The sequence below is a fragment of the Bradyrhizobium manausense genome (assembly GCF_018129685.1).
GTDB lineage: Bacteria > Pseudomonadota > Alphaproteobacteria > Rhizobiales > Xanthobacteraceae > Bradyrhizobium > Bradyrhizobium manausense_D.
Genome location: NZ_JAFCLG010000007.1, coordinates 69,376 through 93,738, shown reverse-complemented (window position 1 = coordinate 93,738; position 24,363 = coordinate 69,376). Strand labels below are relative to the sequence as shown.

General features: G+C 64.1%; 24 protein-coding genes. 20 read left to right on the top strand and 4 right to left on the bottom strand.

Translation table 11 applies throughout. The features are described 5' to 3' along the window. Window positions 1–77: 77 nt before the first annotated feature. From JQ621_RS18610 to JQ621_RS18600, 3 genes are read left to right on the top strand one after another with little or no spacing between them, the layout of a single operon-like run. The gene (locus JQ621_RS18610) at window positions 78–617 is read left to right on the top strand and encodes a MarR family winged helix-turn-helix transcriptional regulator (RefSeq protein WP_212236117.1); all 540 of its coding nucleotides are present in this window, start codon (window positions 78–80) and stop codon (window positions 615–617) included. After that, the gene (locus JQ621_RS18605) at window positions 614–1,345 is read left to right on the top strand and encodes a response regulator (protein ID WP_212236116.1); all 732 of its coding nucleotides are present in this window, start codon (window positions 614–616) and stop codon (window positions 1,343–1,345) included. The genes JQ621_RS18610 and JQ621_RS18605 overlap by 4 nt, the downstream gene beginning before the upstream one ends. Window positions 1,346–1,363: 18 nt before the next feature. Beyond that, a complete protein-coding gene (locus JQ621_RS18600; RefSeq protein ID WP_212236115.1) occupies window positions 1,364–2,749 on the top strand; it encodes an ATP-binding protein in 1,386 nt (461 codons plus the stop codon). A gap of 181 nt (window positions 2,750–2,930) precedes the next feature. Here JQ621_RS18600 and JQ621_RS18595 read toward each other — a convergent pair whose 3' ends face one another. Together JQ621_RS18595 and JQ621_RS18590 are read right to left on the bottom strand one after the other, a co-directional pair. Further along, on the bottom strand, window positions 2,931–3,461 hold the full coding sequence (locus JQ621_RS18595; protein ID WP_212236114.1) for a DUF3617 domain-containing protein: 531 nt from the start codon (window positions 3,459–3,461) through the stop codon (window positions 2,931–2,933). A gap of 48 nt (window positions 3,462–3,509) precedes the next feature. Beyond that, a complete protein-coding gene (locus JQ621_RS18590; protein WP_212236113.1) occupies window positions 3,510–3,818 on the bottom strand; it encodes a hypothetical protein in 309 nt (102 codons plus the stop codon). Between the two features lie 182 nt (window positions 3,819–4,000). Between JQ621_RS18590 and JQ621_RS18585 the strand changes: the two genes are divergently transcribed. The 4 genes from JQ621_RS18585 (at window position 4,001) to JQ621_RS18570 (ending at window position 6,761) form a co-directional block, all read left to right on the top strand. Then, window positions 4,001–4,465: a hypothetical protein gene (locus tag JQ621_RS18585; protein ID WP_212236112.1), complete on the top strand. Its 465-nt coding sequence runs from the start codon at window positions 4,001–4,003 to the stop codon at window positions 4,463–4,465. Between the two features lie 119 nt (window positions 4,466–4,584). Then, window positions 4,585–5,289 (top strand): ribonuclease T2 family protein, encoded by a 705-nt coding sequence (locus JQ621_RS18580; protein WP_212236111.1) that lies wholly within the window; start codon window positions 4,585–4,587, stop codon window positions 5,287–5,289. A 146-nt stretch (window positions 5,290–5,435) separates the two neighbouring features. Further along, window positions 5,436–6,293 carry a 23S rRNA (adenine(2030)-N(6))-methyltransferase RlmJ gene (locus JQ621_RS18575; protein ID WP_212236110.1) on the top strand — a complete coding sequence of 286 codons (858 nt, stop codon included), beginning with the start codon at window positions 5,436–5,438 and terminating at the stop codon, window positions 6,291–6,293. 252 nt (window positions 6,294–6,545) lie between these two features. Continuing rightward, on the top strand, window positions 6,546–6,761 hold the full coding sequence (locus JQ621_RS18570; protein WP_027534220.1) for a cold-shock protein: 216 nt from the start codon (window positions 6,546–6,548) through the stop codon (window positions 6,759–6,761). Window positions 6,762–6,849: 88 nt separating this feature from the next. Here JQ621_RS18570 and JQ621_RS18565 read toward each other — a convergent pair whose 3' ends face one another. Next, the gene (locus JQ621_RS18565; protein WP_212236109.1) at window positions 6,850–7,473 is read right to left on the bottom strand and encodes an outer membrane protein; all 624 of its coding nucleotides are present in this window, start codon (window positions 7,471–7,473) and stop codon (window positions 6,850–6,852) included. Window positions 7,474–7,725: 252 nt separating this feature from the next. Between JQ621_RS18565 and uvrC the strand changes: the two genes are divergently transcribed. The 9 genes from uvrC to JQ621_RS18520 all read left to right on the top strand — a co-directional run bounded on the left by uvrC (window position 7,726) and on the right by JQ621_RS18520 (window position 16,496). Further along, the gene (gene uvrC / locus JQ621_RS18560) at window positions 7,726–9,789 is read left to right on the top strand and encodes an excinuclease ABC subunit UvrC (protein WP_212236108.1); all 2,064 of its coding nucleotides are present in this window, start codon (window positions 7,726–7,728) and stop codon (window positions 9,787–9,789) included. A 94-nt stretch (window positions 9,790–9,883) separates the two neighbouring features. Continuing rightward, window positions 9,884–10,501, top strand: coding sequence for a CDP-diacylglycerol--glycerol-3-phosphate 3-phosphatidyltransferase (pgsA, locus tag JQ621_RS18555; protein ID WP_212236107.1), 618 nt, complete (start codon window positions 9,884–9,886; stop codon window positions 10,499–10,501). After that, window positions 10,498–10,749, top strand: a complete 252-nt coding sequence (moaD, locus tag JQ621_RS18550; RefSeq protein WP_212236106.1) for a molybdopterin converting factor subunit 1 — start codon at window positions 10,498–10,500, stop codon at window positions 10,747–10,749. The genes pgsA and moaD overlap by 4 nt, the downstream gene beginning before the upstream one ends. A 3-nt stretch (window positions 10,750–10,752) precedes the next feature. Then, window positions 10,753–11,235, top strand: a complete 483-nt coding sequence (locus JQ621_RS18545) for a molybdenum cofactor biosynthesis protein MoaE (protein ID WP_212236105.1) — start codon at window positions 10,753–10,755, stop codon at window positions 11,233–11,235. Next, window positions 11,235–12,194 (top strand): 50S ribosomal protein L3 N(5)-glutamine methyltransferase, encoded by a 960-nt coding sequence (gene prmB / locus JQ621_RS18540; protein ID WP_212236104.1) that lies wholly within the window; start codon window positions 11,235–11,237, stop codon window positions 12,192–12,194. Before JQ621_RS18545 ends, prmB begins: the two co-directional genes overlap by 1 nt. Before the next feature lie 87 nt (window positions 12,195–12,281). Beyond that, the gene (locus JQ621_RS18535; protein WP_212236103.1) at window positions 12,282–12,869 is read left to right on the top strand and encodes a phage holin family protein; all 588 of its coding nucleotides are present in this window, start codon (window positions 12,282–12,284) and stop codon (window positions 12,867–12,869) included. Further along, window positions 12,870–14,000 carry a YihY/virulence factor BrkB family protein gene (locus JQ621_RS18530; RefSeq protein ID WP_212236102.1) on the top strand — a complete coding sequence of 377 codons (1,131 nt, stop codon included), beginning with the start codon at window positions 12,870–12,872 and terminating at the stop codon, window positions 13,998–14,000. 138 nt (window positions 14,001–14,138) lie between these two features. Beyond that, window positions 14,139–15,626, top strand: coding sequence for an EAL domain-containing protein (locus JQ621_RS18525; protein WP_212236101.1), 1,488 nt, complete (start codon window positions 14,139–14,141; stop codon window positions 15,624–15,626). 15 nt (window positions 15,627–15,641) lie between these two features. Beyond that, window positions 15,642–16,496 (top strand): TIGR01459 family HAD-type hydrolase, encoded by an 855-nt coding sequence (locus JQ621_RS18520; RefSeq protein ID WP_212236100.1) that lies wholly within the window; start codon window positions 15,642–15,644, stop codon window positions 16,494–16,496. Window positions 16,497–17,929: 1,433 nt separating this feature from the next. Here the strand turns inward: JQ621_RS18520 and JQ621_RS18515 are convergent. Next, window positions 17,930–18,325, bottom strand: coding sequence for a response regulator (locus tag JQ621_RS18515; RefSeq protein ID WP_008567674.1), 396 nt, complete (start codon window positions 18,323–18,325; stop codon window positions 17,930–17,932). Window positions 18,326–18,554: 229 nt separating this feature from the next. Between JQ621_RS18515 and JQ621_RS18510 the strand changes: the two genes are divergently transcribed. From JQ621_RS18510 to JQ621_RS18495, 4 genes are all read left to right on the top strand, one after another. Beyond that, window positions 18,555–19,526 (top strand): bifunctional riboflavin kinase/FAD synthetase, encoded by a 972-nt coding sequence (locus tag JQ621_RS18510; RefSeq protein WP_212236099.1) that lies wholly within the window; start codon window positions 18,555–18,557, stop codon window positions 19,524–19,526. A 232-nt stretch (window positions 19,527–19,758) separates the two neighbouring features. After that, window positions 19,759–22,743, top strand: coding sequence for an isoleucine--tRNA ligase (gene ileS / locus JQ621_RS18505; protein ID WP_212236098.1), 2,985 nt, complete (start codon window positions 19,759–19,761; stop codon window positions 22,741–22,743). 151 nt (window positions 22,744–22,894) lie between these two features. Further along, window positions 22,895–23,389 carry a signal peptidase II gene (lspA, locus tag JQ621_RS18500; RefSeq protein ID WP_212236097.1) on the top strand — a complete coding sequence of 165 codons (495 nt, stop codon included), beginning with the start codon at window positions 22,895–22,897 and terminating at the stop codon, window positions 23,387–23,389. A 113-nt stretch (window positions 23,390–23,502) separates the two neighbouring features. Continuing rightward, window positions 23,503–24,225: a hypothetical protein gene (locus JQ621_RS18495; protein ID WP_212236326.1), complete on the top strand. Its 723-nt coding sequence runs from the start codon at window positions 23,503–23,505 to the stop codon at window positions 24,223–24,225. Window positions 24,226–24,363 lie beyond the last annotated feature (138 nt).

Sequence of the window (24,363 nt, the reverse complement as noted above, 5' to 3'; positions counted from 1 at the left end):
CTGACACCCGACGCGAAACGATCTAAAATTTCGTGCGGGCTGATGGTTTTGTAACATTGAACCCAAGATACGTCAATATGCCTGACATAAATTTCGCGACTCCCCCTCAAGACGCTGCCGCGCCACGGCCGGCGGCAGGCGATGGAGGCAATTTGCGCTGGGATATCATCGAGCTGTTGTTCTTCGCCTATCGCGATTTCGTCGGCGATCCCGACCAGGAGCTGGAGGCTTTCGGCTTCGGCCGGGCTCATCACCGGGTCATGCACTTCGTATACCGCTATCCAGGCTTGAAGGTCGCCGATTTGCTCGACGTCCTGCGCATCACCAAACAATCGCTCGGCCGGGTGCTCAAGCAGCTGCTGGACGAGGGGTATATCGTCCAGAAGACCGGCGACAATGATCGTCGCCAGCGCCTGCTCTATGCAACGCCGAAGGGCGAAGCATTGGTGCAGAAGCTCGCCGGGCTGCAGACGACGCGGATCACCAGGGCGCTTGCCGAGATGGCGCCTGATGATGCCGAGACCGTCAAGCGCTTCCTGCGCGCGATGATCGATCGCGAGGATCCGGACAAGGTGCTGGAGACGATCTTCGCCACCAATCAAGACTCGAAGGAGTGACCGTGCCGTTCGCTGCCACGCTCGCCCGCCCGCCGGCGCAACCGGCCGACGACGCCCCGCATCTGCTGCTGGTCGACGATGACCGCCGCATCCGCGACCTGCTCTCCCGCTTTCTGGCGGCCGAAGGCTATCGCGTCACCACCGCCGCGAGCGCCGGCGATGCGCGGTCGAAGCTCATGGGCCTGCATTTCGACCTGCTGATCCTCGACGTCATGATGCCCGGCGAATCCGGCTTCGATCTCGCCCGCTTCATCCGCACCTCATCCTCGGTGCCGATCGTGATGCTGACGGCGCGGCATGAGGCGGAGGCCCGCATCGAGGGCCTGCAGATCGGCGCCGACGATTACGTGGCAAAGCCGTTCGAGCCGCGCGAGCTGGCGCTGCGCATCAACAACATCCTCAAGCGCGCCGCGCCGCCGGTCCAGGCCGCGGCGGTGGAGAAGATCGCGTTCGGTCCCTACGTCTATCATCTGGAGCGTGGCGAGCTGCGCCAGGGCGAAGATGTCATCCACCTTACCGACCGCGAGCGCGAGATGCTGCGCATTCTCTCGGAGACGCCGGGCGAGACCGTGCCGCGCAGCGCGCTGACCGGCAACGGCAGCGTCAACGAGCGCGCCGTCGACGTGCAGATCAACCGCCTCAGGCGCAAGATCGAGACCGATCCTGCCAATCCGCTGTTCCTGCAGGCGGTGCGCGGCATCGGCTACCGGCTGGTTGCCTCGCCATAAAGAAGTGAAGCGCACGCGATGAGCACGATCGATACCGGCCTGACGCTACTCAAAAGCGCCGCCGGCCGCGTCTCTGCCGCCAATGGCTGGATGGGCAACGCGTTCAAGGGCTGGATGCCGACCGGCCTCTATGCCCGCGCATTGCTGATCATGATCGTGCCGATGGTGATCCTGCAGACCGTGGTCGCCTTCGTGTTCATGGAGCGGCACTGGAACACGGTGACACGACGACTGTCGGCCGCCGTGGTGCAGGACATCGCCGCGCTGATCGACGTCTACAAGAACTATCCGCAGGACAAGGACCGCGCCCAGCTCAAGAGCATCGGGCAGCGCTTGCAGCTGGTGGTCGATTTCCTGCCCCCCGGCGACATGCCGCCGCCCGGCCCCAAGCCGTTTTTCTCGCTGCTCGACCAGACATTGTCGGTGCAGCTCGGCCGCCAGATCGGACGCTCGTTCTGGATCGACACGGTCGGCCGCTCCAATCTCGTCGAGATCCGCATCCAGCTCGACGATGCCGTGATGCGGGTGTTCGCGCAGCGCAGCGCGGCCTACGCCTCGAACTCGGAGATCTTCCTGTTCTGGATGGTCGGCACGTCCTCGATCCTGCTGATCGTCGCGGTGCTGTTCCTGCGCAACCAGATCAAGCCGATCCTGCGTCTCGCGGACGCCGCCGAAAGCTTCGGCAAGGGCCGCGAGGCGCCGAACTTCCGCCCCAGAGGCGCGCGCGAGGTCCGGCGGGCCGCGGTCGCCTTCCTCGAGATGAAATCGCGCATCGAGCGCACGATGGAGCAACGCACCGCGATGCTGGCGGGCGTCAGCCACGACCTGCGCACGATCCTCACCCGCTTCAAGCTCGAGCTGGAGCTGATCGGCGACAGTCCCGAGCTCGAAGGCATGCGCAAGGATGTCGACGAGATGTCGATGATGCTGGAGGACTACCTCGCCTTTGCGCGCGGCGATTCCGGCGAGCAGTCGCAGCCGACCGACATGGCGCAGGCGCTCGAGGAATTGCGCAGCGACGCCGAGCGCCACGGCCACACCGCGACCGTGACATTCAGCGGCCTGCCGGTGGTGACGGTCAAGCCGGCCTCGTTCAAGCGCTGCCTCGCCAACCTCGTCACCAATGCGGCGCGCTACGGCAAGGCCATCGCCATCTCCGGCCAGCGCGATCACCGCTATCTGACCGTGACGGTCGACGATGACGGCCCCGGCATTCCAGCGCATTTGCGCGAAGAGGTGTTCAAGCCGTTCCTGCGGCTGGACAATGCCCGCAACCAGGACGAAGGCGGCACGGGCCTCGGGCTCGCGATCGCCCGCGACATCGCCCGCTCCCATGGCGGCGACATCACGCTCGGCGACAGCCCGATGGGTGGATTAAGGGCGAGCGTGCGGATTCCGGTATAGCCGTTCTTCACCTCGCCCCGCTTGCGGGGAGAGGTCGAATTCGACCGCAGATCGAATTCGGGTGAGGGGGACTCTCCACGAGCGTAACTCTCACCACCGTTGCGGATAGAGCCCCTCACCCCAACCCTCTCCCCGGAAGAACGGGGCGAGGGGGCGCAGCGGTTTCCGGGCTACTACCCACCTATTTCGGCAGCAGCGCCTTCAGCTTGTCGACGTCGCGCACGTTCATCTTGAAGCCGCCGGGCATCACGATGTCGCCGGGCTTCTGGTCGGGCTTGCAGGCGCCGAGCCATTTCGCCTCCAGCGTCATGGTCGTGTCGCGGCCGGCGGTGCCGGCCATGCCGCCTTGTGCGTGCGACGAGGTCTTCACCGTATAAGCCGAATTGAAATCGCCGGTAATCTCGGCATGTGAGGTCGTGGACATGCCGGCGACGCTGCACTCGGAGTCGCTGACATAGCCGGTCGCCGTCTTCTTGATGTCCTGCTTGGAGCAGATCTGCTTGGCCATCGGGGAGACGTTGTTGGCCATCTCCTTGTCGACGGTCTCGTCGGTGCAATGCTGCATCGTCATCTCAGGCATCGCCGAGCCTGATCTGACCATCTTCATTTCCCAGAGACCGGCCTTGCGCACCGGCAGATCGTCGGCGATGGCGCTTCCGGCCGACACCAATAGACAAACGGCCGAACCGAGCAAAGCAAGCTTGCGCGTCATAGGAGAGACTCCCGGCTGAGATGTCGTGTCTAGCGTTCCGAAAGCGCCTCAGTAGAGCGTGCGGATCGGCCGATCGGCGGCGCCATAGGGCACCCAGCGGCAGGCGAACGAGATGTAGCCGCCCTCATAGGCCTGCACCGCGAGGAATTTGACCACCTTGCCGTAGCGCGCGCAGTGATCGACCGCGACCTGGCGCGCATCGGTCTGGGTTGCCATGGAATAGGCGATGATGCCGCCGGTGTCGTTGCCCTTGAAGGGCGGCACCGGAAGGATATCGGCACGCGCCGACTGGCCCGCCATCATACCCAAGACAACAACCAGGCCGGCAAGAAGGCCCGCGGCCGCAATGATTCGCATTCCCGTCACTCCGATTGGTTGGCGGCAGTCTACGGTGCCGGCGCGACGGTGAAAAGAACGGAAGGCCTGCTGGCTGCGATGTTTTGATCAACTCCTGGCCGAGTGTTGCCGCGCTGCACTTGACCTCTCCCGCCCTTCGCGGCACCGTCCGAGCTTCGCAGATCATGCTGTCTGGATTGCCCATGCGCGCGTCGACCTCCCCGAAATCGCTCCGTTTTGCCGCCGTTCTCGGCCTCATGCTCGGAGCACTCTCACTCGGTGAGGCCAAGGCGGCCAATCCCCTTGAGCTGAACTTCTGGCTGAGCGGACCACGTTATGATGGCAATCTCGCCGACTGCGACAAGGCGCTGCCGACGATCTCGACCCAGTTCTGGGAGAAGGAAAGCTCGTTCTGGAATTCGCCGTTACGAATCACAGGCTTCGCGAACGTTCACGAGACCGCCTTCCGGCCCTGGGCGTCCGACAACATTCCGCGGCGCTACTGCACCGGCGAGGCCATGCTCACTGACGGCAAAGTGCGCCGGGTGCACTTCTCGATCGTCGAGGATGGCGGGTTCGCCGGTTACGGCCAGGGTGTCGAATGGTGCGTGGTCGGGCTCGACCGCAACTGGGCCTACAATCCAGCCTGTCGCGCCGCCAAGCCTTAAACTGCAAAGCCCCGATTCGGGCGTATCAAGCGGCCGCACGTCGGCCGCGTGAATTTTGTTCTTGAAATGTTCTTATTGGCTGCTAGGCTCACTGCACATTCTAGTTGAGGGGCGTTGCCATGTTTCATTTAAGATTGCAGTCATTCTCCCGTCTCGTCATCTCGCTGACCCTGCCGCTTATTCTTGCCGCCGGGCTGGCCGGCGGCGCGAAGGCGCAGGACAAGCGGCAGAACGCGCCCGGCGAATTCGACTTCTATGTGCTGTCGCTGTCCTGGTCGCCGTCGTTCTGCGAGGAAGCGGCCGAACGCGGCCGCGGCGGCGGACGTTCCAATATCCAGTGCGAGGGACGACCCTATTCCTTCGTGGTGCACGGGCTGTGGCCGCAATATGAGAACGGCTTTCCGGAATACTGCCAGCGGCCGTCGCCGCGGCTGAATCGCAACATCGTCTCCTCGATGCTCGATCTGATGCCGGCACCCGGCCTGATCTTCAACGAGTGGGACAAGCACGGCACCTGCTCGGGCCTCGACGGCCGCAATTATTTCGAGACCATCCGCAAGGCGCGCGCCGCGATCAAAATCCCGGCCGAATACCTCGATCTCTCTGAGGCCAAGACCGTGGCGCCCGGCGAGGTGGAAGAAGCCTTCATCAAGGCCAATCCGGGCCTGAGCAACGCAGCCGTCTCGGTCACCTGCAACCGGACCCGGCTCTCCGAGGTTCGCATCTGTCTCAGCAAAGACCTGCAATTCCGCGCCTGCGAGGAACTCGAACGGCGCTCCTGCCGCCGCGACCAGGTGACGATGCCGCCGATCAGAGGTGGTTAGACCGAAACCAGAGCTCGTCATTCCTGGGCGCGCGGGAGCGCGAACCCGGAATCCATTTCGCCACCGATGCTGCGGAGTTCGGTGCTGGCGCACCGCCCCGGAATGACATCAGTTACTTTCGTCGCGCGATGTCGTAACTCTCCGCCATGAACTACCGCCACGCCTTTCACGCCGGCAACTTCGCCGATGTCATCAAGCACATCGTGCTGGCACGCATCCTCACCTATTTGCAGGACAAGCCGGCCGCTTTCCGCGTGATCGACACCCATGCGGGTGCTGGCCTCTATGATCTCGACAGCGACGAGGCACGCCGCAGCGGCGAGTGGCTGACCGGAATCGCGCGGCTGATGCAGGCGCGCCTTTCGAACGAGACAGTCGCGCTGACCAAGCCCTACATGGACATCGTTCGCGCCTTCAATCCGAAGGGCGAGCTCAAGGCCTATCCGGGCTCGCCCTTGATCGCGCGCGGCCTGATGCGGCCGCAGGACCGGCTCGTCGCCTGCGAGCTCGAGCCGAAGGCGCGCAAGGCACTGATCGACGTGCTGCGGCGCGACGAACAGGCCCGCGTGGTCGATCTCGACGGCTGGATGGCGCTGCCGGCTTTCGTACCGCCGAAGGAGCGGCGCGGCGTCGTGCTGATCGACCCGCCCTTCGAGGCAAAAGACGAGTTCGAAAGACTGGGCGAAGCCTTCTCCACCGCCTTCGCGAAATGGCCGACCGGTATCTATGTAATCTGGTACCCCGCCAAGTCCAGGCGCGCGACCGACGCGCTGGCGCAGCACGTGGCACGCGCCGCAGCCGCGGCCAAGACTCCGGGAAAATGTCTCCGCCTCGAATTCAGCGTGGCTCCGCAAGCCGACGGTGCCCTCACCTCGGCCGGGCTCCTGATCGTCAATCCGCCCTACACGCTGCAAGGCGAGCTCAAGACGATCCTTCCCGAGCTGGAAATGCCGCTCGGACAAGGTGGAGCTGCCAGATTCCGATTGGAGATACCGCGACCGTAACACTCCGGCATTCTTGGGAAAAATATGCAGGACCGGTAGTCAATCTGCAAAGAACCGTATTATGCTGTTTCTGTGACTGGCTTTACGTTCCGCTTCCGCGAATGGTTGCGGCGGAGTGAAGGCCTAAGAAAGATCCGGTCGGACCGAAGGGTCTGCCCAAGGATGGCCAGCTCTCCCGGGCTTCGTAACGCCCGGTCATGTCGCCGCGCGCGTCTGCGCTGCGACGGAGGAGCAATGAGGGGGAGTTTCCCGATGGCCAATACGGGAACGGTCAAGTTCTTCAATGGCGAGCGCGGCTACGGCTTTATCAAGCCGGATGACGGCGGTCGCGATGTCTTCGTTCACATCACCGCTGTTGAGCGGGCGGGACTGAAGGACCTTGCCGAAGGACAGCGTATCACATTCGAAGTCGAACCGGACAAGAAGGGGAAGGGGCCGAAGGCGGTCAATCTCGTGATCCTTTCGTAGCGGACCTGACCCCAAAAAAGCTGGCGCAAAAAAAGTCCCGGCCGCGAGCGGCCGGGAGGCTGTTGTCCGGTATTTTCTTATTTGGCTATCAGAAGTGATAGTTCACGCCTGCACGGACAATGCTGGCGCTATAGCCGTTTGACACGCCTGTAATTGCGAACTGGCTCGACGACAGATCGATGTAGAGATATTCGAGTTTTGCGCTCCAGTTCGGCGCAAGGCCGACTTCTGCGCCGACACCGGCGGTCCAGCCAGCGGTCGTGTGCGACTCTGTCCAACCGAAGGTCTGCGCGCGCAACTCGCCGAAGGCGAGGCCGGCGGTGCCATAGACCAGCACGTTGCTGAAGGAATAGCCGGCGCGGCCGCGAAGCGTGCCGAACCAGGGATTGGAAAACTTCCACGGCGCGAAGGTGTCATCGGCACCTGCGGCCTGGATATCGCCCTCGACACCGAACACCCACGGGCCGTTCTGGAAATTGTAGCCGGCCTGCACGCCGCCGACAAAGCCGGAGGGCTTCACGGCCGTGTTGCTCACCGAGCCCCACTCATAGCCGAGATTGGCGCCGAGATACGGGCCGGCCCAGCTATAGGCATTGAGCGGCTGATTGACCGTATAGGGCGCACGCTGCCCGTAGTTGAGATCGGCGGCCTCTGCCGAAGCTGTCCAGCCGGCTGCAACCAACGCGGCTGCGCCCACAAAGAGCCTCTTCATTCCACACTCCAACGCAACTGCCGTGACCTGCTGCGATGCCCGCGCCGCCGCGCCTGGCCAGACCGCATGGTTACGGAACCACCACTTTTTCGCGTAAGATTTATCGAGAGTTTTAAGTTAAAGGGCTGTTAAGACCCGTTACCGCGCTGTTAACAGACTTAAGGAAACGTTACCGGGAACTGCGCGCGCCATTCTGTGCGTGCGCCACGGCCGGAACTTCAAATCGGTCTCCCCAGCGCCTAAATTCGCACCATGGTTCACGATTCCTCCGACAACCCGGACGACGCACGCGCGCGCAAATCGCCGCAGGCCGCGAAGGCCGACGCCCGGCCCGAGGGGCTGACACCGCCCGACCTCGATCCCGCCACCAACGGTGGCGACGACGAGGACGATGCGCGACTGCCTGATATTCTGGAAGAAAGCGGCGCGATCGGCGAAGAGCCGCTGGCGTCGGGTCACGAAGCCATCGAGCACGCCGTCCGGCTCGCGCCGACCTCGCCCGGCGTCTATCGCATGCTCAGTGCGAACGCCGACGTGCTCTATGTCGGCAAGGCCAAGAACGTCAAAAAGCGCCTTTCCAATTATGCGCGCCAGAGCGCGCCGCTGCCGGCGCGCATCCTGCGCATGATCGCTGCCACGGTGTCCGTGGAGATCATCTCGACCACGACCGAGACCGAGGCGCTGCTGCTGGAAGCGAACCTGATCAAGCAGCTGCGGCCGCGCTTCAACGTGCAGCTGCGCGACGACAAGTCGTTTCCCTATATCCTGATCACCGGCGACCATTGGGCGCCGCAGATCCTGAAGCATCGCGGGGCGCAGACGCGGCCGGGACGCTATTTCGGCCCGTTCGCCTCGGCGGGCGCCGTCAACCGCACCATCACCGCGCTTCAGCGCGCGTTCCTGATCCGCTCCTGCACGGACTCGTTCTTCGAGAGCCGTACCAGGCCGTGCCTGCTCTACCAGATCCGCCGCTGCGCCGGCCCCTGCACCCGCGAGATCGACTTCGGGGGCTATGGGACGCTGGTGCGCGAAGCGACCGACTTCCTCTCCGGCAAAAGCCAGGCGGTGAAGCAGGAGCTCGCGGGCGAAATGGAGAAGGCGGCCGGCGAGCTCGAATTCGAAAGCGCGGCCCTCTACCGCGACCGTCTCGCCGCGCTGTCGGCGATCCAGTCGCAGCAGGGCATCAATCCGCGCACCGTGGAAGAGGCCGACGTGTTTGCCATCCATCAGGAGGGCGGCTTCTCATGCGTCGAGGTGTTCTTCTTCCGCACCGGCCAGAACTGGGGCAATCGTGCTTATTTTCCCCGCGCGGAGAAGACCTATACGCCGGAGGAAGTGCTCGGGTCATTCCTCGCACAGTTCTACGACGACAAGCCACCGCCGAAGACCATCCTGCTCTCGCACGAGATCGAGGAGAGCGAGCTGCTTGCCAACGCGCTCTCGATCAAGGCAGGCCGCAAGGTCGAGGTCATCGCGCCCAAGCGCGGCGAGAAGAAGGAACTCGTCACCCACGCGCTGACCAATGCGCGCGAGGCGCTCGGCCGCAAGCTCGCGGACACCGCGACCCAAAGCCGCCTGCTCGATGCCATCGCCACGACGCTCAGCCTGCCGCATCCGCCCAAGCGCATCGAGGTCTACGACAACAGCCACATCCAGGGCACCAATGCGGTCGGCGCCATGATCGTCGCCGGCCCCGACGGCTTTGTGAAAAACCAGTACCGCAAGTTCAACATCAAGTCGGAGGGGATCACGCCGGGCGACGACTTCGCGATGATGCGCGAGGTGCTGGAGCGCCGCTTCAAGCGCCTGATCAACCCGCCCGAAGAGGGCGCGGCCAAAGCCAAGGACGACGATTTCCCGCAATGGCCCGATCTCGTGATCATCGACGGCGGTCGCGGCCAGCTCAACGCCGTCCGCGAGATCTTTGCCAATCTCGGCCTGACCCAGGTGTCGCTGATGTCGGTCGCCAAGGGCCCGGACCGGGATGCCGGCCGCGAGACCCTTTTCATGCCGGAGCGCGAGGCCATCAAGCTGGAGCCGCGCGACCCCGTGCTCTATTTCATTCAGCGCCTGCGGGACGAGGCCCACCGTTTCGTCATCGGCTCGCACCGCAAGCTGCGCAAGAAGGACATCCGCGAGGCCGGTCTGCAGGAAATTCCCGGCATCGGCCCGTCACGCAAACGTGCCTTGCTGCACCATTTCGGAACCCTGAAGGAGATCGAACGGGCCTCGATCGCCGATCTCGGCAAGGTTCCCGGGGTAAGCGCCGAGAGCGCCCGCAGGATATTCGACTATTTCCATCCCCAGCCGGGGTGAACTAAAGGGGCTGTAGTCATATGGTCGTCGCATCCCGTGCCACATTTGGGGAGGGACGGTTGACGTTCAGGCTTGAGCGGTATTGGTAGGATCGATGAACATCGCCACGACACGAGGGACGACCAGCCGCGCGATGTCCCTCCCGAACATCCTGACCTATGGCCGGATCGCCGCGATCCCGGTCGTGGTCGGATGCATCTATGCGCAATCGATCATGGACTACCCGCTCTGGCTGCGCTGGGTCGCTGTCGCGATCTTCATTGGCGCTGCGGTAACCGACTATCTCGACGGCTATTACGCCCGGATCTGGAATCAGCAATCGGCGTTCGGCCGGATGCTCGACCCGATCGCCGACAAGCTGCTGGTTGCCTCCTGCCTCCTCATGCTGGCCGCCGACGGCATCATCCATGGCTGGTCGCTGTGGGCCGCCATCGTGATCCTGTGCCGCGAGATCCTGGTCTCGGGCCTGCGCGAATATCTCGCCGCGCTGCGCGTCAGCGTTCCCGTGACCAAGCTCGCCAAGTGGAAGACCACCGTGCAGCTGGTCGCCATCGGCTTCCTGCTCGCAGGTCCCGCCGGTGACGAAGTCGTCTCCGTGGTCTCGCTGATCGGCCTCGTCCTGTTGTGGGCCTCGGCGATCCTGACCATGTACACCGGCTACGATTATTTCCGCGCCGGCATCCATCACCTCATCAAGGAGGATGAGGGATGAAGGTGAAGTACTTCGCCTGGGTGCGCGAGCGCATCGGCAAGGCCGAAGAGATGATCGAGCCGCCCGCGACGGTACGTACCGTCGAGGAGCTGATCGCTTGGCTGTCCGGCCAGAACGAAGCCTATGCCTACGCGTTCGAGAAGCCGAAGATCATCCGCACCGCGATCGATCACGCTCACGTCAAGGCGGATGCCACGATCGCGGGCGCCCGCGAGATCGCGTTCTTCCCGCCAATGACCGGCGGTTAGGCCATGACCTCTTCCGCCGCCAACTGTCCGGTCGCCATCCGCATCCAGGAAGACGATTTCGATATCGCGCGCGAGATCGCGGTCCTGACCAGGAGCCGCACCGATATCGGCGCGGTCGTGAGCTTCTCCGGCCTCTGCCGCGCCGACGAGGACAGCTCCAAGATCGCAGCGCTGACGCTCGAGCATTATCCCGGAATGGCCGAGGAAGAGATCAAGCGCCATGTCGACGAGGCCATGTCGCGCTGGCCGCTCAACGGCGTCACGGTCATCCATCGCGTCGGGCGATTCAGGCCCGGCCAGAACATCGTCCTGGTGCTCACGGCCTCGCAACACCGCCGGGCGGCGTTCGAGGCGGCCGAGTTCCTGATGGACTACCTCAAGACCAGCGCCCCGTTCTGGAAGAAGGAAGAAAGCGCCACCGGCACCGGCTGGGTCGAAGCCCACGCCCGTGACGACGAGGCTGCCGCACGCTGGACCCGATCCTGATGGCCAAAGCATCCAAGAAGATTGCGCACAGCCGCGCCGCACCGAAACTCGCGAAGGTCGGCCGGGGCGAGTTGCTCACGCTGATCGATTTCGTTCGCTATGCGGTGAGCCGCTTCGCTGAGGCCAAGCTCGCATTCGCCCATGGCACGACCGATCCGGTCGCGGACGCCGTCTTCCTGGTCTGCGAGGCGCTGCATCTGCATCCCGACCAGTTCGAGATTTTTGGCCATGCGTGCGTCACCGCGGCGGAAGGCAAGACCCTGCTCGATCTCATCCACAAGCGCATCACCACGCGCAAACCGACCGCCTATCTGGTCAACAAGATCTACATGCGCGGCCTGCCCTTCTATGTCGACGAGCGCGTCATCGTTCCGCGCTCCTTCATCGGCGAGCTGCTGGACTCCCATTTCGGCGGCGACGGCGAGGTGGGCTCGCTGATCGATGACCCCACGGCGGTGGAGCGGGTGCTTGATCTCTGTACGGGATCCGGATGCCTGGCCATTCTCGCCGCGCATCATTTCCCGAACGCCACGATCGACGCCGTCGAATTGTCCAAGGGCGCGCTTGAAGTCGCGAAGCGCAATGTTGCGGAGCATGGGCTGGAGGAGCGGATCACGCTCCATCGCGGCGATCTGTTCGCGCCGCTCGGCGATGCCAGATATGATCTGATCATCACCAATCCGCCTTACGTCGACGCCGAAGGCATGGCTGCGCTGCCGCCGGAATGCCGGGCCGAACCGAAGCTTGCCTTCGATGGCGGCCCCGATGGTCTCGACGTGGTGCGCCGCATCCTGCACGAGGCGCCCAACCATCTCACGCCCGACGGCGGCCTGCTCTGCGAGATCGGCCGCGGCCGCGAGCTGGTCGACGAGGCCTTTCCGGAACTGCCGCTGCTTTGGCTCGACACCGAGGACTCCGAGGGCGAGGTGTTCTGGATCGCCGCTGCCGATCTCGGCTGATCCGCCACGGCAGCCTATCGGCGGAACAAGTCAGATTTCGCCACGTTCATCCCCCGACCAATGTCTCTGCTCTCGGAGGATGTCCGCATGCTCGCGCCATCGGGCGAATTGCTGCGCGCCGGCATGGCGCTGAAGCTCAACCATCTCAAACGCGCCGCTCAATCCTATTTGCGCGACCAGACCAGCCTGGCCACCGGAAAGGTGACATCTTACGCGGTAGCCGGCGCGCTATTCGCAGTCGCCGGCCTGTTCCTGACCGGCGCATTTTTCGTTGGACTGATCGCCCTTTACCGCTGGGTGGCCATCACTTACGGACAATTCTGGGGTTTTGGTGCCGCCGCGGCCGTGCTGCTGGTGCTCGCCGGAGCCTGCGCCGGGATGGCGATGGCGCAGATGAAGCGCAAGGCAAAGCCGGTCGTTCCGCTTGCCAGCCGTTTGCGCGTGGCGGTCGCGACGCCGCGGATCCCGCGTGGAACGGTCAAACAGGCTGTGAAAGAGGTCGCGGCGACAATTCCCCTGGTGCCGATTGCGCCGGGCGAACGCGGCCATCGCCGCAAGGCCTGGCCGGCCCGTGCCAACCGGCCCGTGCAGCTTGGCCTGATGCTCGCGGCAATTGGGCTGGCGGGGCTCACAGCGGCGCGGCGAAGGCGTCACAACCAGGGATTGGACGCTTGAATGCCGGTACGGCGCTCCGGCCAAATCGACTCCTGGCTGCTGGTCGCAGCCACGGCTGTCTTCGTGCTGAGCGCCGAGCGCTATTTCCAAGAGTCCGGCTTGATCGCATCGGGGCCTCCGCAAGACCACCGCAAAGGCGAGGCAAATTCGCCTGAAACAAACCCGGCACATGCGGCGACGCAGCCGGACCACGGCCGTCGCGCGAAAAGCCCCTTCACGATTCCCTGGGCTGGCTGGAAGGATATTTTCTGGCGTACCTATCAACGCATCGACGACGATCGCCTGCTCGCGACCGCCGGCGGCGTCGTGTTCTTCGGGCTGCTTGCGATCTTTCCCGCCGTCACCGCACTTGTCTCGTCCTACGGATTGTTCGCCAATCCTGCGACGATCAGCGACAACCTCCAGAAGCTGGCGATGATGCTTCCCGAAGGCACCTTCCAGATCGTCCAGGAGCAGGTCGGACGCGTGGTGTCGAAGGGCAATACGGCACTCGGCGCCACCTTCCTGTTCGGTCTCGTGCTCGCAATCTGGAGCGCCAATGCGGGCGTCAAGGCGATCTTCGACGCCCTCAATGTCGCCTACGAGGAGCGCGAGAAACGCAGCTTCATCAAGCTGAACATGGTGTCACTTGCCTTCACGGTCGGCGGCATCGCGGCGCTCCTGCTGATGGTGGGCGCCGTCGTCGCTTTCCCGCTCGCACTCGATCATCTCGGCATGGCGCCCGAGAGCAAGCTGATCGTCGCGCTGGCACGATGGCCCCTGCTGTTCCTCATCCTGCTGGTGGCGCTCGCCATCCTCTACCGTTTCGCCCCGAGCCGCGATGCGCCGCGCTGGCAGTGGCTGAGCCTCGGCGCGGTGACGGCCTCCATCCTCTGGATCGCGGGCTCGGCGCTGCTCTCCTGGTATCTCTCGTCCTTTGCCAACTACAATGCGACCTACGGCTCGCTCGGCGCCGCGATCGGCTTGATGATGTGGATGTGGATGTCCGCCATCGTGATCATGTTCGGCGCCGAGCTGAATTCCGAGATCGAAAGGCAGACCCTGCGCGACACGACCACCGGACGCCCCAGGCCGCTCGGCAGCCGCGAGGCCGTCTCGGCCGACACGGTGGGCGCCGCCGCGCCGTCGTGACCGCCGCACCCGCTATCCCTCCGAATCAACAATGATGTTAAGCTCGCCCCGCTCAGGGGGCATGAGGCGCGACGGGTGCGAAGAGCGGCCCGTGTTTTCCCGGGTGAGGCAGTCAGCTCTTGAGGCGTAACGCGCGGCATGATTCGCATTTCGACGATCTTCATCGCCTTCTGCATGGTTCTGGTCGCGGCCTCGCTCGGGCTTGTGCTCTACTCGGTCGCCGGCATCAGCGGAACCGAATCCGCGATCGTGGCGCTGACCGCGCTGACTTTCCTGATCCTCTACAACGCGGTCTCGATGCGGCTACGCGACCGCAGCGACGTCGGCGGCCAGATCGCCGACCTCTCGCGCGGCACCGCCGACCTCGCCCGCCAGGTGGCTGAGTTCGGCCGCCGGCTGGCTGCGATCGAGGGCCGCATCGCCTCGTCCAATTCGGCCAATTCGGACCGCGTCCAGTCCGTGGTCGGCGAGATCAACGAGCTTGGCGGACTGGTCCGGCAGCTCGCCGCCACGGTGTCGACCCATGAGGACTTGCTGGCCGGCAATGCACCGGCGCCGGCCACCGCTCCGCTCGCCAAGCTCGAGCCGGACGCGCCGGTCGATCTGATGACGCCGTTCGAGGAACGGCCGGCCACGCCTCCCCCGATTCCTGCGCCGCCGCCACGGCAGGCGGCGCCCGCAGTCAAGACCCCGATCGCCAACGCCGTCCAGACGGTCAACGGCCGCAACCAGACCCAGATGCTGGCGATGCTGCGCAACGCGATCGACGAGAACCGCATCGACATCTTCCTGCAGCCGATGGTGACGCTGCCGCAGCGCAAGGTCCGGTTCTACGAAGCCGTGACCCGGGTGCGCGACGAGCGTGACCAGCTGATTGCCGCCGAGGAATTCATCAGCATCGCCGAGGCGTCCGGCCTGATCGGCCGCATCGACAACATGGTGCTGCTGCGCTGTGTGCAGGTGCTGCGCCGGCTGATGGTGCGCAACAAGGACGTCGGCGTGTTCTGCAACGTCGCGGCCTCGACGCTCGGCAATTCCACGACCTTCGCGCAATGCCTCGATTTCCTCGAGGCCAACCGGGCGCTCGCGCCGTCGCTGGTGCTGGAGTTCAAGCAGGCGACCTTCCGCGGCCTCGGCCCCGCCGAGACCGAGAATCTCGCCGCGCTTGCCCAGCGCGGCTTCCGCTTCTCGATCGACCATGTCACCGACCTCAGGATCGAGCCCCGCGAGCTCGCCGACCGCGGCGTGCGCTTCATCAAGGTGCCGGCGTCGCTGCTGCTCGACCCGCGGCAGGCCTCGACCTCGGACATCCACCCCTCCGACCTGTCCGACCTGCTCGGCCGTTTCGGCATCGATTTGATCGCCGAGCGGATCGAGGGCGAGCGCGCGGTGGTCGATCTGCTCGACTATGACGTGCGGTTCGGCCAGGGCTTTTTGTTCGCCCCGCCCCGGCCATTGCGGCCCGAGGGGCCATCTGCTACCGGCGGGACCGCGCCAAACCAGCCGCAAGACATACAGGGATCCAATGGTTCCGGTACACCAAGCCCGAGCGCGACGTCAGCTGCGACGCCTGCCGCACCGTCATCGCGCATCACCGGCAACGCGGCCCTTGCGCGCCGCATCTGATCGGCCGCCTGGGTCATGACCACGCTGCATTTTGCCCAAAGCCTGCGCGAGCTCGTGGGCGGCGTCGATGTCGTGCTCAGCGACATCTGGGGCGTGGTCCATAACGGACTGGAATCGTTCCCCGAGGCCTGCGAGGCGCTGCATACCTATCGCAGCCACGGCGGGACGGTGATCCTGATCACCAACGCGCCGCGCCCTGCCGACTCCGTGCAGCGGCAATTGCGCAAGCTTGGCGTCGCCGACGAGACCTATGACGCGATCGTCTCCTCCGGCGATCTGACGCGGCACTATGTCGCCGCGCACCCCGGCCGCAAGATGTTCTGGCTCGGCCCCGAGCGCGACAACTCGATCTATCGCGGCCTCGATGCGACGACCGCGCCGCTCGAAGAGGCCGATTACATCGTCTGCACCGGCCTCTATGACGACGAGACCGAAACCGCCGAAGACTATCGCGGCATGATGCTGAAGGCGCGCGAGCGCAAGCTGACGCTGGTCTGCGCCAACCCCGATATCGTGGTCGAGCGCGGCGACCGGCTGATCTATTGCGCCGGCGCGATCGCAGAGCTGTACCGCGAGCTCGGCGGCGAGGTGATCTTCTACGGCAAGCCGCACCGGCCGATCTACGAGCGCGCAATGGCGCTCGCCGGCGAGCGCCAGGGCCATCCCATCGACCGGAAAAAAGTGCTCGCGATCGGCGATTCCGTCCGCACCGACCTGACCGGCGCGCGCGAATTCGGCATCGACTGCCTGTTCGTCACCCGCGGCATCCATGCCGAGGAGTTCGAGGGCCTCGACCAGCTCGATCCGAAGTCGGTGATGGAATTGTTCGGCCACCCGCCGAAAGCGCTGATGCGCGAATTGAAGTGGTAGGTCTCCGCCGATCCAGAGGAACGACGCGGAAATCCAGAAGGGCCCGATCGCCGATGGTGACCGGGCTTTTGTTTTGTTCGGCTCGAGGCGGGGAAGAACCGCCCCTCGCCCCTTCGCACGCCGGCCAAACGTGAAAAACAACCCCATGCACAGTAGACGCGCGGTTGCTCGCCGGCACGGCGTCTAATCGGCAATGTAACCGGCAAGTCATTGCAGCGCCGAGCAAATCCGCAGCGAACCGGCAGGGATCGTCCTGAACGCGCCGCGCGTTCGTTTTCGCAACCAGCGGCAGCGCCAGTCGGCGGCGATCCGATGGAGGTAATTTCGCTTTTTGCGAATATCGTTTGACCCGTCGGGCAAAACAGGGGTACTATGCCACGCTGGCTCTTATGGGGTAGGGCACGAGCTGGGCGCCATATGCGGCGCATGACGTCTTGGTCTTCGCGATCCTCAGATCACGACGAACCAGTCTGGCACCGTCACTGCAATTATCGTGTCTCACTTCAGGGGTGCAGTCCAGCACTGTCACCGTAATTCAGTCCAGCACTGTCACCGTAATTCGTAACTAGTAATTCCAGATGGTTTCTGACAGCGAGATGCTCCACTGGCTAAGCCCCACTAATCTGCCGCCTTAGGCTTGTGCGGAGGAGCGTACCAGTATCGCGCGCTGGCTCCGCTGCTATTTAGTTCTTCCAATAGAGATTGCGCTCTAACATAGGAGAGATTCTCCTCTACCGGAACATATCCTCCATTTTCATCTTCACGCCAAACCGTCCAGTCATCACCAAGCGCCGCCAAATACTCTTGCCGGAATATCTGATCCAATACCCAGTCAACGTATCGGTCTCGTTCGGGTGACGATATGCCAAGCTCTTGCCAAAAGACAGCATCCACGCGCCGACGCATTCGCCCGCGGGCCTCTAGCCACTTCCGTTTAGCAGTAGCGTCCATCTTTGCCTCTCAAAACCGTCAGGTTGGGACCACTCGCTTATTCTATAGGATCTAGCCCGTAGGGCGGATTAGCGTCAGCGTAATCCGCCATGACAACTACGACATCGCCGGCTCCTGCCCCATCGTACCCAACATGCCCAACCATCGTCGCGCGTTCGTTCCCGGCGGCGGCTGGTTCGACCTGGCCGCCGGCAAAGAAGGAAGCGGTGACCTTCCATCACGCAGGTGATGCTCGCGGAGTGAATGGCGGATTACGCTGGCGCTAATCCGCCCTACGCGCTGATGCGCGAATTGAAGTGGTGACGGCTATGCCGTCATCCCGGGATGGTCCGAAGGACCAGACCTCAGATGCGCAATTGCGCATCGGGGGATCTCGAGATTCCGGGTTCAGTGCTAGCGCACCGCCCCGGAATGACGAAGCAAACGCAGAAAGCCCGGGACAAGCCCGGGCTTTCCAAATTCAGCCGATGGCCTCGACGCGCTTACGCGCTCGCCATGTCCGGGAAGACCGCCTCGATCTTGGTCTTCAGCGTCGCCGCGTTGAACGGCTTGACGATGTAGTTGTTCACGCCGGCCTTCTTGGCCGCGATCACGTTCTCGGTCTTGGATTCGGCCGTGATCATGATGAAGGGCGTGGTGGCGAGGTTGGGATCCGCGCGCACTTCGCGCAGCAGGTCGTAACCCGTCATCGGCTCCATGTTCCAATCGGAGATCACGAGCCCGTACTTCTTGCCGCGCATCTTGTTCAGTGCCGCCGAACCGTCGCTGGCATCATCGATATTCTCGAAGCCAAGCTGCTTCAGCAGATTCCGGATGATACGGATCATGGTGCTGTAGTCATCCACCACCAGAACCGGCATCGACAAATCAACCGCCATCTCGACTCCCCCAACGCATACCCAGGAATATTCAAAATCGGACCTGACAGGCCGGGACCCTCAGTTCCATCTCCCAAGCACTAGCACCAAGGCGTTAAACAGCGCGTTAATTGGCCCGGCCCGCGAGAGACCGAAATCATGGCCCTTGCGGCCATATCCGCCCGCTTGACTTCATCGGCCGGGTCACGCCACGGTCCCGGCCGGTCCCGCCGGCTCGAGAATTCCCCTGATGGCCCCGCAATTTACCGTTATCCGCGACACCACGCCGCAGTCTGCGATCCCAAAGGGCGCGGTGGTCGCCATGGGCAATTTCGACGGGGTGCATCTCGGCCACCGCGCCGTCATTGCCGCAGCCCTGGAAATGGCCCGGGCGCATGACCGCCCCGCGCTGGCGCTGACCTTCGAGCCGCATCCGCGCCGGTTTTTCAGCCCCAATACCCCGCAATTCCGCCTGACGGACGAGCGGGCCAAGCTGCGTCTTCTGGCCGGGACCGGGCTTGCCGGCGCCGTGGTCATGACCTTCGACAAGGCGAGAGCCGGCACCAGCGCACAAGATTTCATTCACCATGAGCTGATCGATCGCCTCGGCGTCAGCGGGATCGCGGTCGGTTACGACTTCCATTTCGGCAAAGGTCGCGTCGGCTCGCCGAGCCTGCTGGTCAACGAGGCGCCCCGGCTCGGCATCGAAGTGGACGTGCAGCCGCATATCGATATCGACGAGCGGCCGGTTTCCTCCAGCGCGATCCGGATCGCGCTGGCCGAGGGACTCATCGACGAGGCCACCACCATGCTTGGCGCGCCCTGGTTCATTTCCGGCGAGGTGATCCACGGCGAGAAGCGTGGCCGCGACCTCGGCTATCCCACCGCCAACATCCGGCTCGACGCCAATTGCGGCCTCAAGCACGGCATCTACGCGGTGCGGGTCGGCCGCGGACCTGAGCGGCTGAACGGGGTGGCGAGCTTCGGCCGCCGCCCGACCTTTGACAATGGCGCCCCACTGCTCGAGATCTTCCTGTTCGACTTCAAGGGCGACCTTTACGGGCAGACGCTGGACTGCGCCTTCGTCGGCTTCATCCGCCAGGAGCTGAAATTCGAGGGGATCGACGCCCTGATCCGCCAGATGGACGATGATTCCGCCCGCGCCCGCGCCATGCTGGCCGCCGCCCCGGACGCATTTCCGCGGCTCGGGACCGTCGATTGAGGCCGCAAAGTCCGCCTGACCAGCTTTTGCGCCAATACCTTTTGTGCTTCTACCTTTTGCGCTTCCTCCGGCCCCCTGCTATGGAGAGCCCATGTTTGCGCGGCGCATCATAGGGATTAGCGGCCCGGCTTCCGCCTGAGCCTCAAGGCTCGGCGCAAGACCGGGATTTCATCGTTTCACCCCGCGATTCCGCATCGCCATCCCCCGCGCCATTTCCGAGCCAGTCAGCCTCATGTCCGAAAAAGCCAAAGACTATTCGAAAACCCTGTTCCTGCCGCAGACCGAATTCCCGATGCGCGCCGGCCTGCCGCAGCGCGAGCCGGAGATCCTCAAGCGCTGGTACGAGATCGGCCTCTACGAGAAGCTGCGCGAGGCGGCCCGCGGCCGCGACAAGTTCGTGCTGCATGACGGGCCGCCCTATGCCAACGGCAACATCCATATCGGCACGGCGCTGAACAAGATCCTCAAGGATCTCGTCACCAAGAGCCAGCAGATGCTCGGCTTCGATTCCAACTACGTGCCCGGCTGGGACTGCCACGGCCTGCCGATCGAATGGAAGGTCGAGGAGGAGAACTATCGCAAGAAGGGCAAGCAGAAGCCCGACTTCCGCGACAGCGCCGCGATGATCGATTTCCGCAAAGAGTGCCGCGCCTACGCCACGCACTGGCTCAACGTGCAGCGCGAGGAATTCAAGCGGCTGGGCGTGATCGGCGACTGGGCGCATCCCTACGCCACCATGAATTATCCGGCCGAAGCCCAGATCGCGCGCGAGCTGATGAAGTTCGCCGCCAACGGCACGCTCTATCGCGGCTCCAAGCCGGTGATGTGGAGCGTGGTCGAGAAGACCGCGCTCGCCGAGGCCGAGGTCGAGTACGAGGATTATACGTCCGACATGGTCTGGGTGAAATTCCCGGTGACCTCGCCCGCGCATGGCGCGCTGGCGTCGGCCAGTGTCGTGATCTGGACCACGACGCCCTGGACGCTGCCCGGCAATCGCGCCATCTCGTTCTCGCCGAAGATCGCTTATGGCCTCTTTGAGGTGACGGACGCGCCCGCGGACAATTGGGCCAAGACCGGCGATCTCCTGATCCTGGCGGACGCACTCGCTGAAGACGTCTTCAAGCAGGCGCGCGTGACGGCCTACGAGAAGGTGCGCGACATTCCCGGCGACACGATGGACGCGATCGAATGCGCCCATCCGCTGAAAGGCCTCGCAGGCGGCTATGAATTCACCGTGCCGCTGCTGTCGGGGGACCACGTCACCGACGACACCGGTACCGGCTTCGTGCACACCGCCCCGAGCCACGGCCGCGAGGACTTCGACGTCTGGATGGCGAATACCCGCGAGCTCGATGGCCGCGGCATCAACAGCGCGATCCCCTACACGGTCGACGAGAATGGCGCCTATACCGAACAGGCGCCGGGCTTCACCGGCAAGCGTGTGATCAACGACAAGGGCGAGAAGGGCGACGCCAACGAGGCCGTGATCAAGGCGTTGATCGAGGGCGGCAAGCTGCTCGCGCGCGGCCGCCTCAAGCACCAATATCCGCATTCCTGGCGCTCGAAGAAGCCGGTGATCTTCCGCAACACGCCGCAATGGTTCATCGCGATGGACAAGGATATTGCTGCAAACGGCAAGACCAAGTCCGGCGACACGCTGCGCGCCCGCGCGCTGCACGCGATCTCGGTGACGCAATGGGTGCCGCCCTCGGGCGAGAACCGCATCAATGGCATGATCGAGGCCCGCCCCGACTGGGTGATCTCGCGCCAGCGCGCCTGGGGCGTGCCGATCGCCGTGTTCGTCCGCGAGAAAGGCGACGGCTCGGCCGAGATCCTGCAGGACGAGGCCGTCAACACCAGGATCGGCGACGCCTTCGAAAAGGAAGGCGCTGACGCCTGGTACGCAACCGGCGCGCGCGAGCGCTTCCTGGGGGCGCGCGCGAGCGAGGATTGGCAGAAGGTCGACGACATTCTCGACGTCTGGTTCGATTCCGGCTCGACGCACGCCTTCGTGCTCGAAGACCCCGTCCAATTCCCCGGGCTATCAGGCATCAAGCGCAAGGTCGACGGCGGCACCGACACCGTGATGTATCTTGAAGGCTCGGACCAGCATCGCGGCTGGTTCCACTCCTCGCTGCTGGAGAGCTGCGGCACGCGCGGCCGGGCTCCTTACGACATCGTGCTGACCCACGGCTTCACCCAGGCCGAGGACGGCCGCAAGATGTCGAAGTCGCTCGGCAACACCATCGAGCCGCAGGCCGTCATCAAGGAATCCGGCGCCGACATCCTGAGACTCTGGGTCGCCTCCTGCGACTACACCGACGACCAGCGCATCGGCCCCGAAATCCTGAAGAACACGGTCGAGACCTATCGCAAGCTGCGCAACACCGTGCGCTGGATGCTCGGCACGCTGCATCACTACAAGCCGGCCGACGCCGTCGCGCCTGCCGACATGCCCGAGCTGGAGCGGCTGATGCTGCACGAGCTCGCGCTCCGCGCCGAGCTGGTCCGCAAGGCCTATGAGACGTTCGACTACAAGAGCGTGGTCGCGACCCTCTCCGCCTTCCTGAACAGCGAGCTCTCGGCGTTCTATTTCGACATCCGCAAGGATACGCTGTATTGCGATCCGCCGTCCTCGCTGACGCGCAAGGCGGCGCTGACCACGATCGACCTGCTGTGCAATTCGATCCTGAAATGGCTGGCACCGATCCTGAGCTTTACCGCGGAAGAGGCCTGGCGGATGTACAAGCCGGATGCCGAGCCGTCGGTGCATTTGACGCTGTTCCCGGAGGGCCTCGAAAAGTTTCGCGACGAGAAGCTCGCTGCGAAATGGGAAACCATCCGCAACGTCCGCCGCGTCGTCACCGGCGCGCTCGAGCTCGAACGCGCCGCCAAGAACATCGGCTCCTCGCTGGAGGCCTCGCCGGTGATCTACGTCGCCGACCGCGACATGCTGGCGACATTGTTCGACACGGATCTCGCCGAGGTCTGCATCACCTCGAACTACGAGGTGCGCGAGGGCGAGGCGCCGGCCTCGGCATTCCGCCTCGATGCCGTGCCCGGCGTCGCGGTCGTCGTCGAGAAGGCCGTCGGCACCAAATGTGCCCGCTCCTGGAAGATCTCGCCTGATGTCGGCGAGGATCCTGAATATCCCGACGTCACCCCGCGCGACGCCAAGGCACTGCGCGAATGGAAGGCGTTGGGGGTCAGCATCTAAGTCTCACCGTCGTCCTGGCGAAAGCCAGGACCCATTACCACCATCGCCAGTTGCAGCGAAGGCAGATGACCACGAGTCTTTCAACCAACGACCGCCGCGGAGTATGGGTCCTGGCTTTCGCCAGGACGACGACGGTGGTGGCGGCTCGGCCATGACCCCGCTCCGCGCCGGCATCCTTTCGGCATTGCTCACGCTCGTGGCCGACCAGGCCTCCAAGCTCTGGCTGCTGAAGGGATTCGACCTCGCCCGCAAGGGCGTGGTCAAGGTCACGCCGTTCTTCGATCTGGTGCTGGCCTGGAACATCGGGATCAGCTTCGGCTGGCTGCAGAACGACGGTCAGGCCGCGCAGTTCGCGCTGATGGCGGTGAAGGTCCTCGCGGTGATTGCGCTGGCGATCTGGATGGCGCGATCACAGACCCGGCTGGCCACCCTGGCGCTGGGGCTGATCATCGGCGGCGCCATCGGCAATGGCATCGATCGCCTTGCCTACGGCGCCGTGGTCGATTTCGCCCTGTTCCACATCGAAATCGGCGGAAATACCTATAATTGGTACATCTTCAACCTGGCTGACGTGGCCATCGTTGCTGGGGTGGCAGCGCTGTTGTATGACTCCTTCCTGGGGGTACCCGCCGCAAAAGCGCCCTGATCCCGGCCGATACGGAACGGAGGCGGAACCTTGCTTGGCGAGGCGTGGACGCGCGAGACGCGGCAAATCTGCTAGCAGAATCAAGACTGCCACAAATTGGAACAGGTACAGGCATGCGCAGCTCGAAGACCAGCGGTTCGATGGGTCGAGACTCCCGGCGGGGATTTTGGCTGGCGCTGAAATTGTCAGCCGTCGCGCTCGGCATCGGTCTCGTCATGTCGGCAGGTCCGGTTCGCGCCGGTGACGACGACGATGACGACGACATGACCTTCGAAGAGAAGCTCATCGACAATCTGATGACCGGCCTCGGCGCCAAGGGCATGGAGAAGAAGGGCATCGAGTACCGCGAGCGTTCGCCGCTGGTGGTGCCGCCGACCCTCGACCTGCCGCCGCCCGCCAGTGCCGACGCCAAGACCGCTCCGAACTGGCCGAAGGACCCCGACGAAAAGCGCCGCCAGAAGGCCATCGCCGAGCGGAAGAAGGCCGGCAACAAGCAGGCTGAGTATTTGAAAAATGCCCGGCCGCTGTCGCCCGCCGAGTTGGACCACAAGACGGCAGCCGCCGGAAATCCCAACGAGCCGCCCCAGCCGGGCAGAAGCACCACCAACCCGACGATGAGCCCGGCTGAGCTGGGCTACACCGGCGGCCTGTGGAACCTGCTCTCGAACAACAAAAACGAGTCCAAGCCGTTCACGAGCGAGCCGCCGCGCCAGTCGCTGGTCGAGCCACCGCCCGGATATCAAACGCCTTCGTCGAATTATGCCTACGGCACCGGGGAAGATAAGACGACCCGGACCTATTTCGACATCCGGGAAGGCAAGGAAAAGCAGCAATAAGCTCCTGTCCGTTGCACCCAGGCGTGCGCCCGCCGCAATCCTCCGGGGTAGGCCGGATGCGGCAGATGACCTATTCTTAAGTACAACTCGACGGCGTTCTCTGCTTCGTGACCCGAAGCTCAAAGCCGCGCGGTGTAG

Excerpts from the sequence above, each read along its gene's own strand:
- JQ621_RS18610 (WP_212236117.1), top strand. The coding sequence starts at position 78 with ATGCCTGACATAAATTTCGCGACTCCCCCTCAAGACGCTGCCGCGCCA.
- JQ621_RS18600 (WP_212236115.1), top strand. The coding sequence starts at position 1,364 with ATGAGCACGATCGATACCGGCCTGACGCTACTCAAAAGCGCCGCCGGC.
- JQ621_RS18595 (WP_212236114.1), bottom strand. The coding sequence starts at position 3,461 with ATGACGCGCAAGCTTGCTTTGCTCGGTTCGGCCGTTTGTCTATTGGTG.
- JQ621_RS18590 (WP_212236113.1), bottom strand. The coding sequence starts at position 3,818 with ATGCGAATCATTGCGGCCGCGGGCCTTCTTGCCGGCCTGGTTGTTGTC.
- JQ621_RS18585 (WP_212236112.1), top strand. The coding sequence starts at position 4,001 with ATGCGCGCGTCGACCTCCCCGAAATCGCTCCGTTTTGCCGCCGTTCTC.
- JQ621_RS18580 (WP_212236111.1), top strand. The coding sequence starts at position 4,585 with ATGTTTCATTTAAGATTGCAGTCATTCTCCCGTCTCGTCATCTCGCTG.
- JQ621_RS18575 (WP_212236110.1), top strand. The coding sequence starts at position 5,436 with ATGAACTACCGCCACGCCTTTCACGCCGGCAACTTCGCCGATGTCATC.
- JQ621_RS18570 (WP_027534220.1), top strand. The coding sequence starts at position 6,546 with ATGGCCAATACGGGAACGGTCAAGTTCTTCAATGGCGAGCGCGGCTAC.
- JQ621_RS18565 (WP_212236109.1), bottom strand. The coding sequence starts at position 7,473 with ATGAAGAGGCTCTTTGTGGGCGCAGCCGCGTTGGTTGCAGCCGGCTGG.
- uvrC (WP_212236108.1), top strand. The coding sequence starts at position 7,726 with ATGGTTCACGATTCCTCCGACAACCCGGACGACGCACGCGCGCGCAAA.
- pgsA (WP_212236107.1), top strand. The coding sequence starts at position 9,884 with ATGAACATCGCCACGACACGAGGGACGACCAGCCGCGCGATGTCCCTC.
- moaD (WP_212236106.1), top strand. The coding sequence starts at position 10,498 with ATGAAGGTGAAGTACTTCGCCTGGGTGCGCGAGCGCATCGGCAAGGCC.
- JQ621_RS18545 (WP_212236105.1), top strand. The coding sequence starts at position 10,753 with ATGACCTCTTCCGCCGCCAACTGTCCGGTCGCCATCCGCATCCAGGAA.
- prmB (WP_212236104.1), top strand. The coding sequence starts at position 11,235 with ATGGCCAAAGCATCCAAGAAGATTGCGCACAGCCGCGCCGCACCGAAA.
- JQ621_RS18535 (WP_212236103.1), top strand. The coding sequence starts at position 12,282 with ATGCTCGCGCCATCGGGCGAATTGCTGCGCGCCGGCATGGCGCTGAAG.
- JQ621_RS18530 (WP_212236102.1), top strand. The coding sequence starts at position 12,870 with ATGCCGGTACGGCGCTCCGGCCAAATCGACTCCTGGCTGCTGGTCGCA.
- JQ621_RS18525 (WP_212236101.1), top strand. The coding sequence starts at position 14,139 with ATGATTCGCATTTCGACGATCTTCATCGCCTTCTGCATGGTTCTGGTC.
- JQ621_RS18520 (WP_212236100.1), top strand. The coding sequence starts at position 15,642 with ATGACCACGCTGCATTTTGCCCAAAGCCTGCGCGAGCTCGTGGGCGGC.
- JQ621_RS18515 (WP_008567674.1), bottom strand. The coding sequence starts at position 18,325 with ATGGCGGTTGATTTGTCGATGCCGGTTCTGGTGGTGGATGACTACAGC.
- JQ621_RS18510 (WP_212236099.1), top strand. The coding sequence starts at position 18,555 with ATGGCCCCGCAATTTACCGTTATCCGCGACACCACGCCGCAGTCTGCG.
- ileS (WP_212236098.1), top strand. The coding sequence starts at position 19,759 with ATGTCCGAAAAAGCCAAAGACTATTCGAAAACCCTGTTCCTGCCGCAG.
- lspA (WP_212236097.1), top strand. The coding sequence starts at position 22,895 with ATGACCCCGCTCCGCGCCGGCATCCTTTCGGCATTGCTCACGCTCGTG.
- JQ621_RS18495 (WP_212236326.1), top strand. The coding sequence starts at position 23,503 with ATGCGCAGCTCGAAGACCAGCGGTTCGATGGGTCGAGACTCCCGGCGG.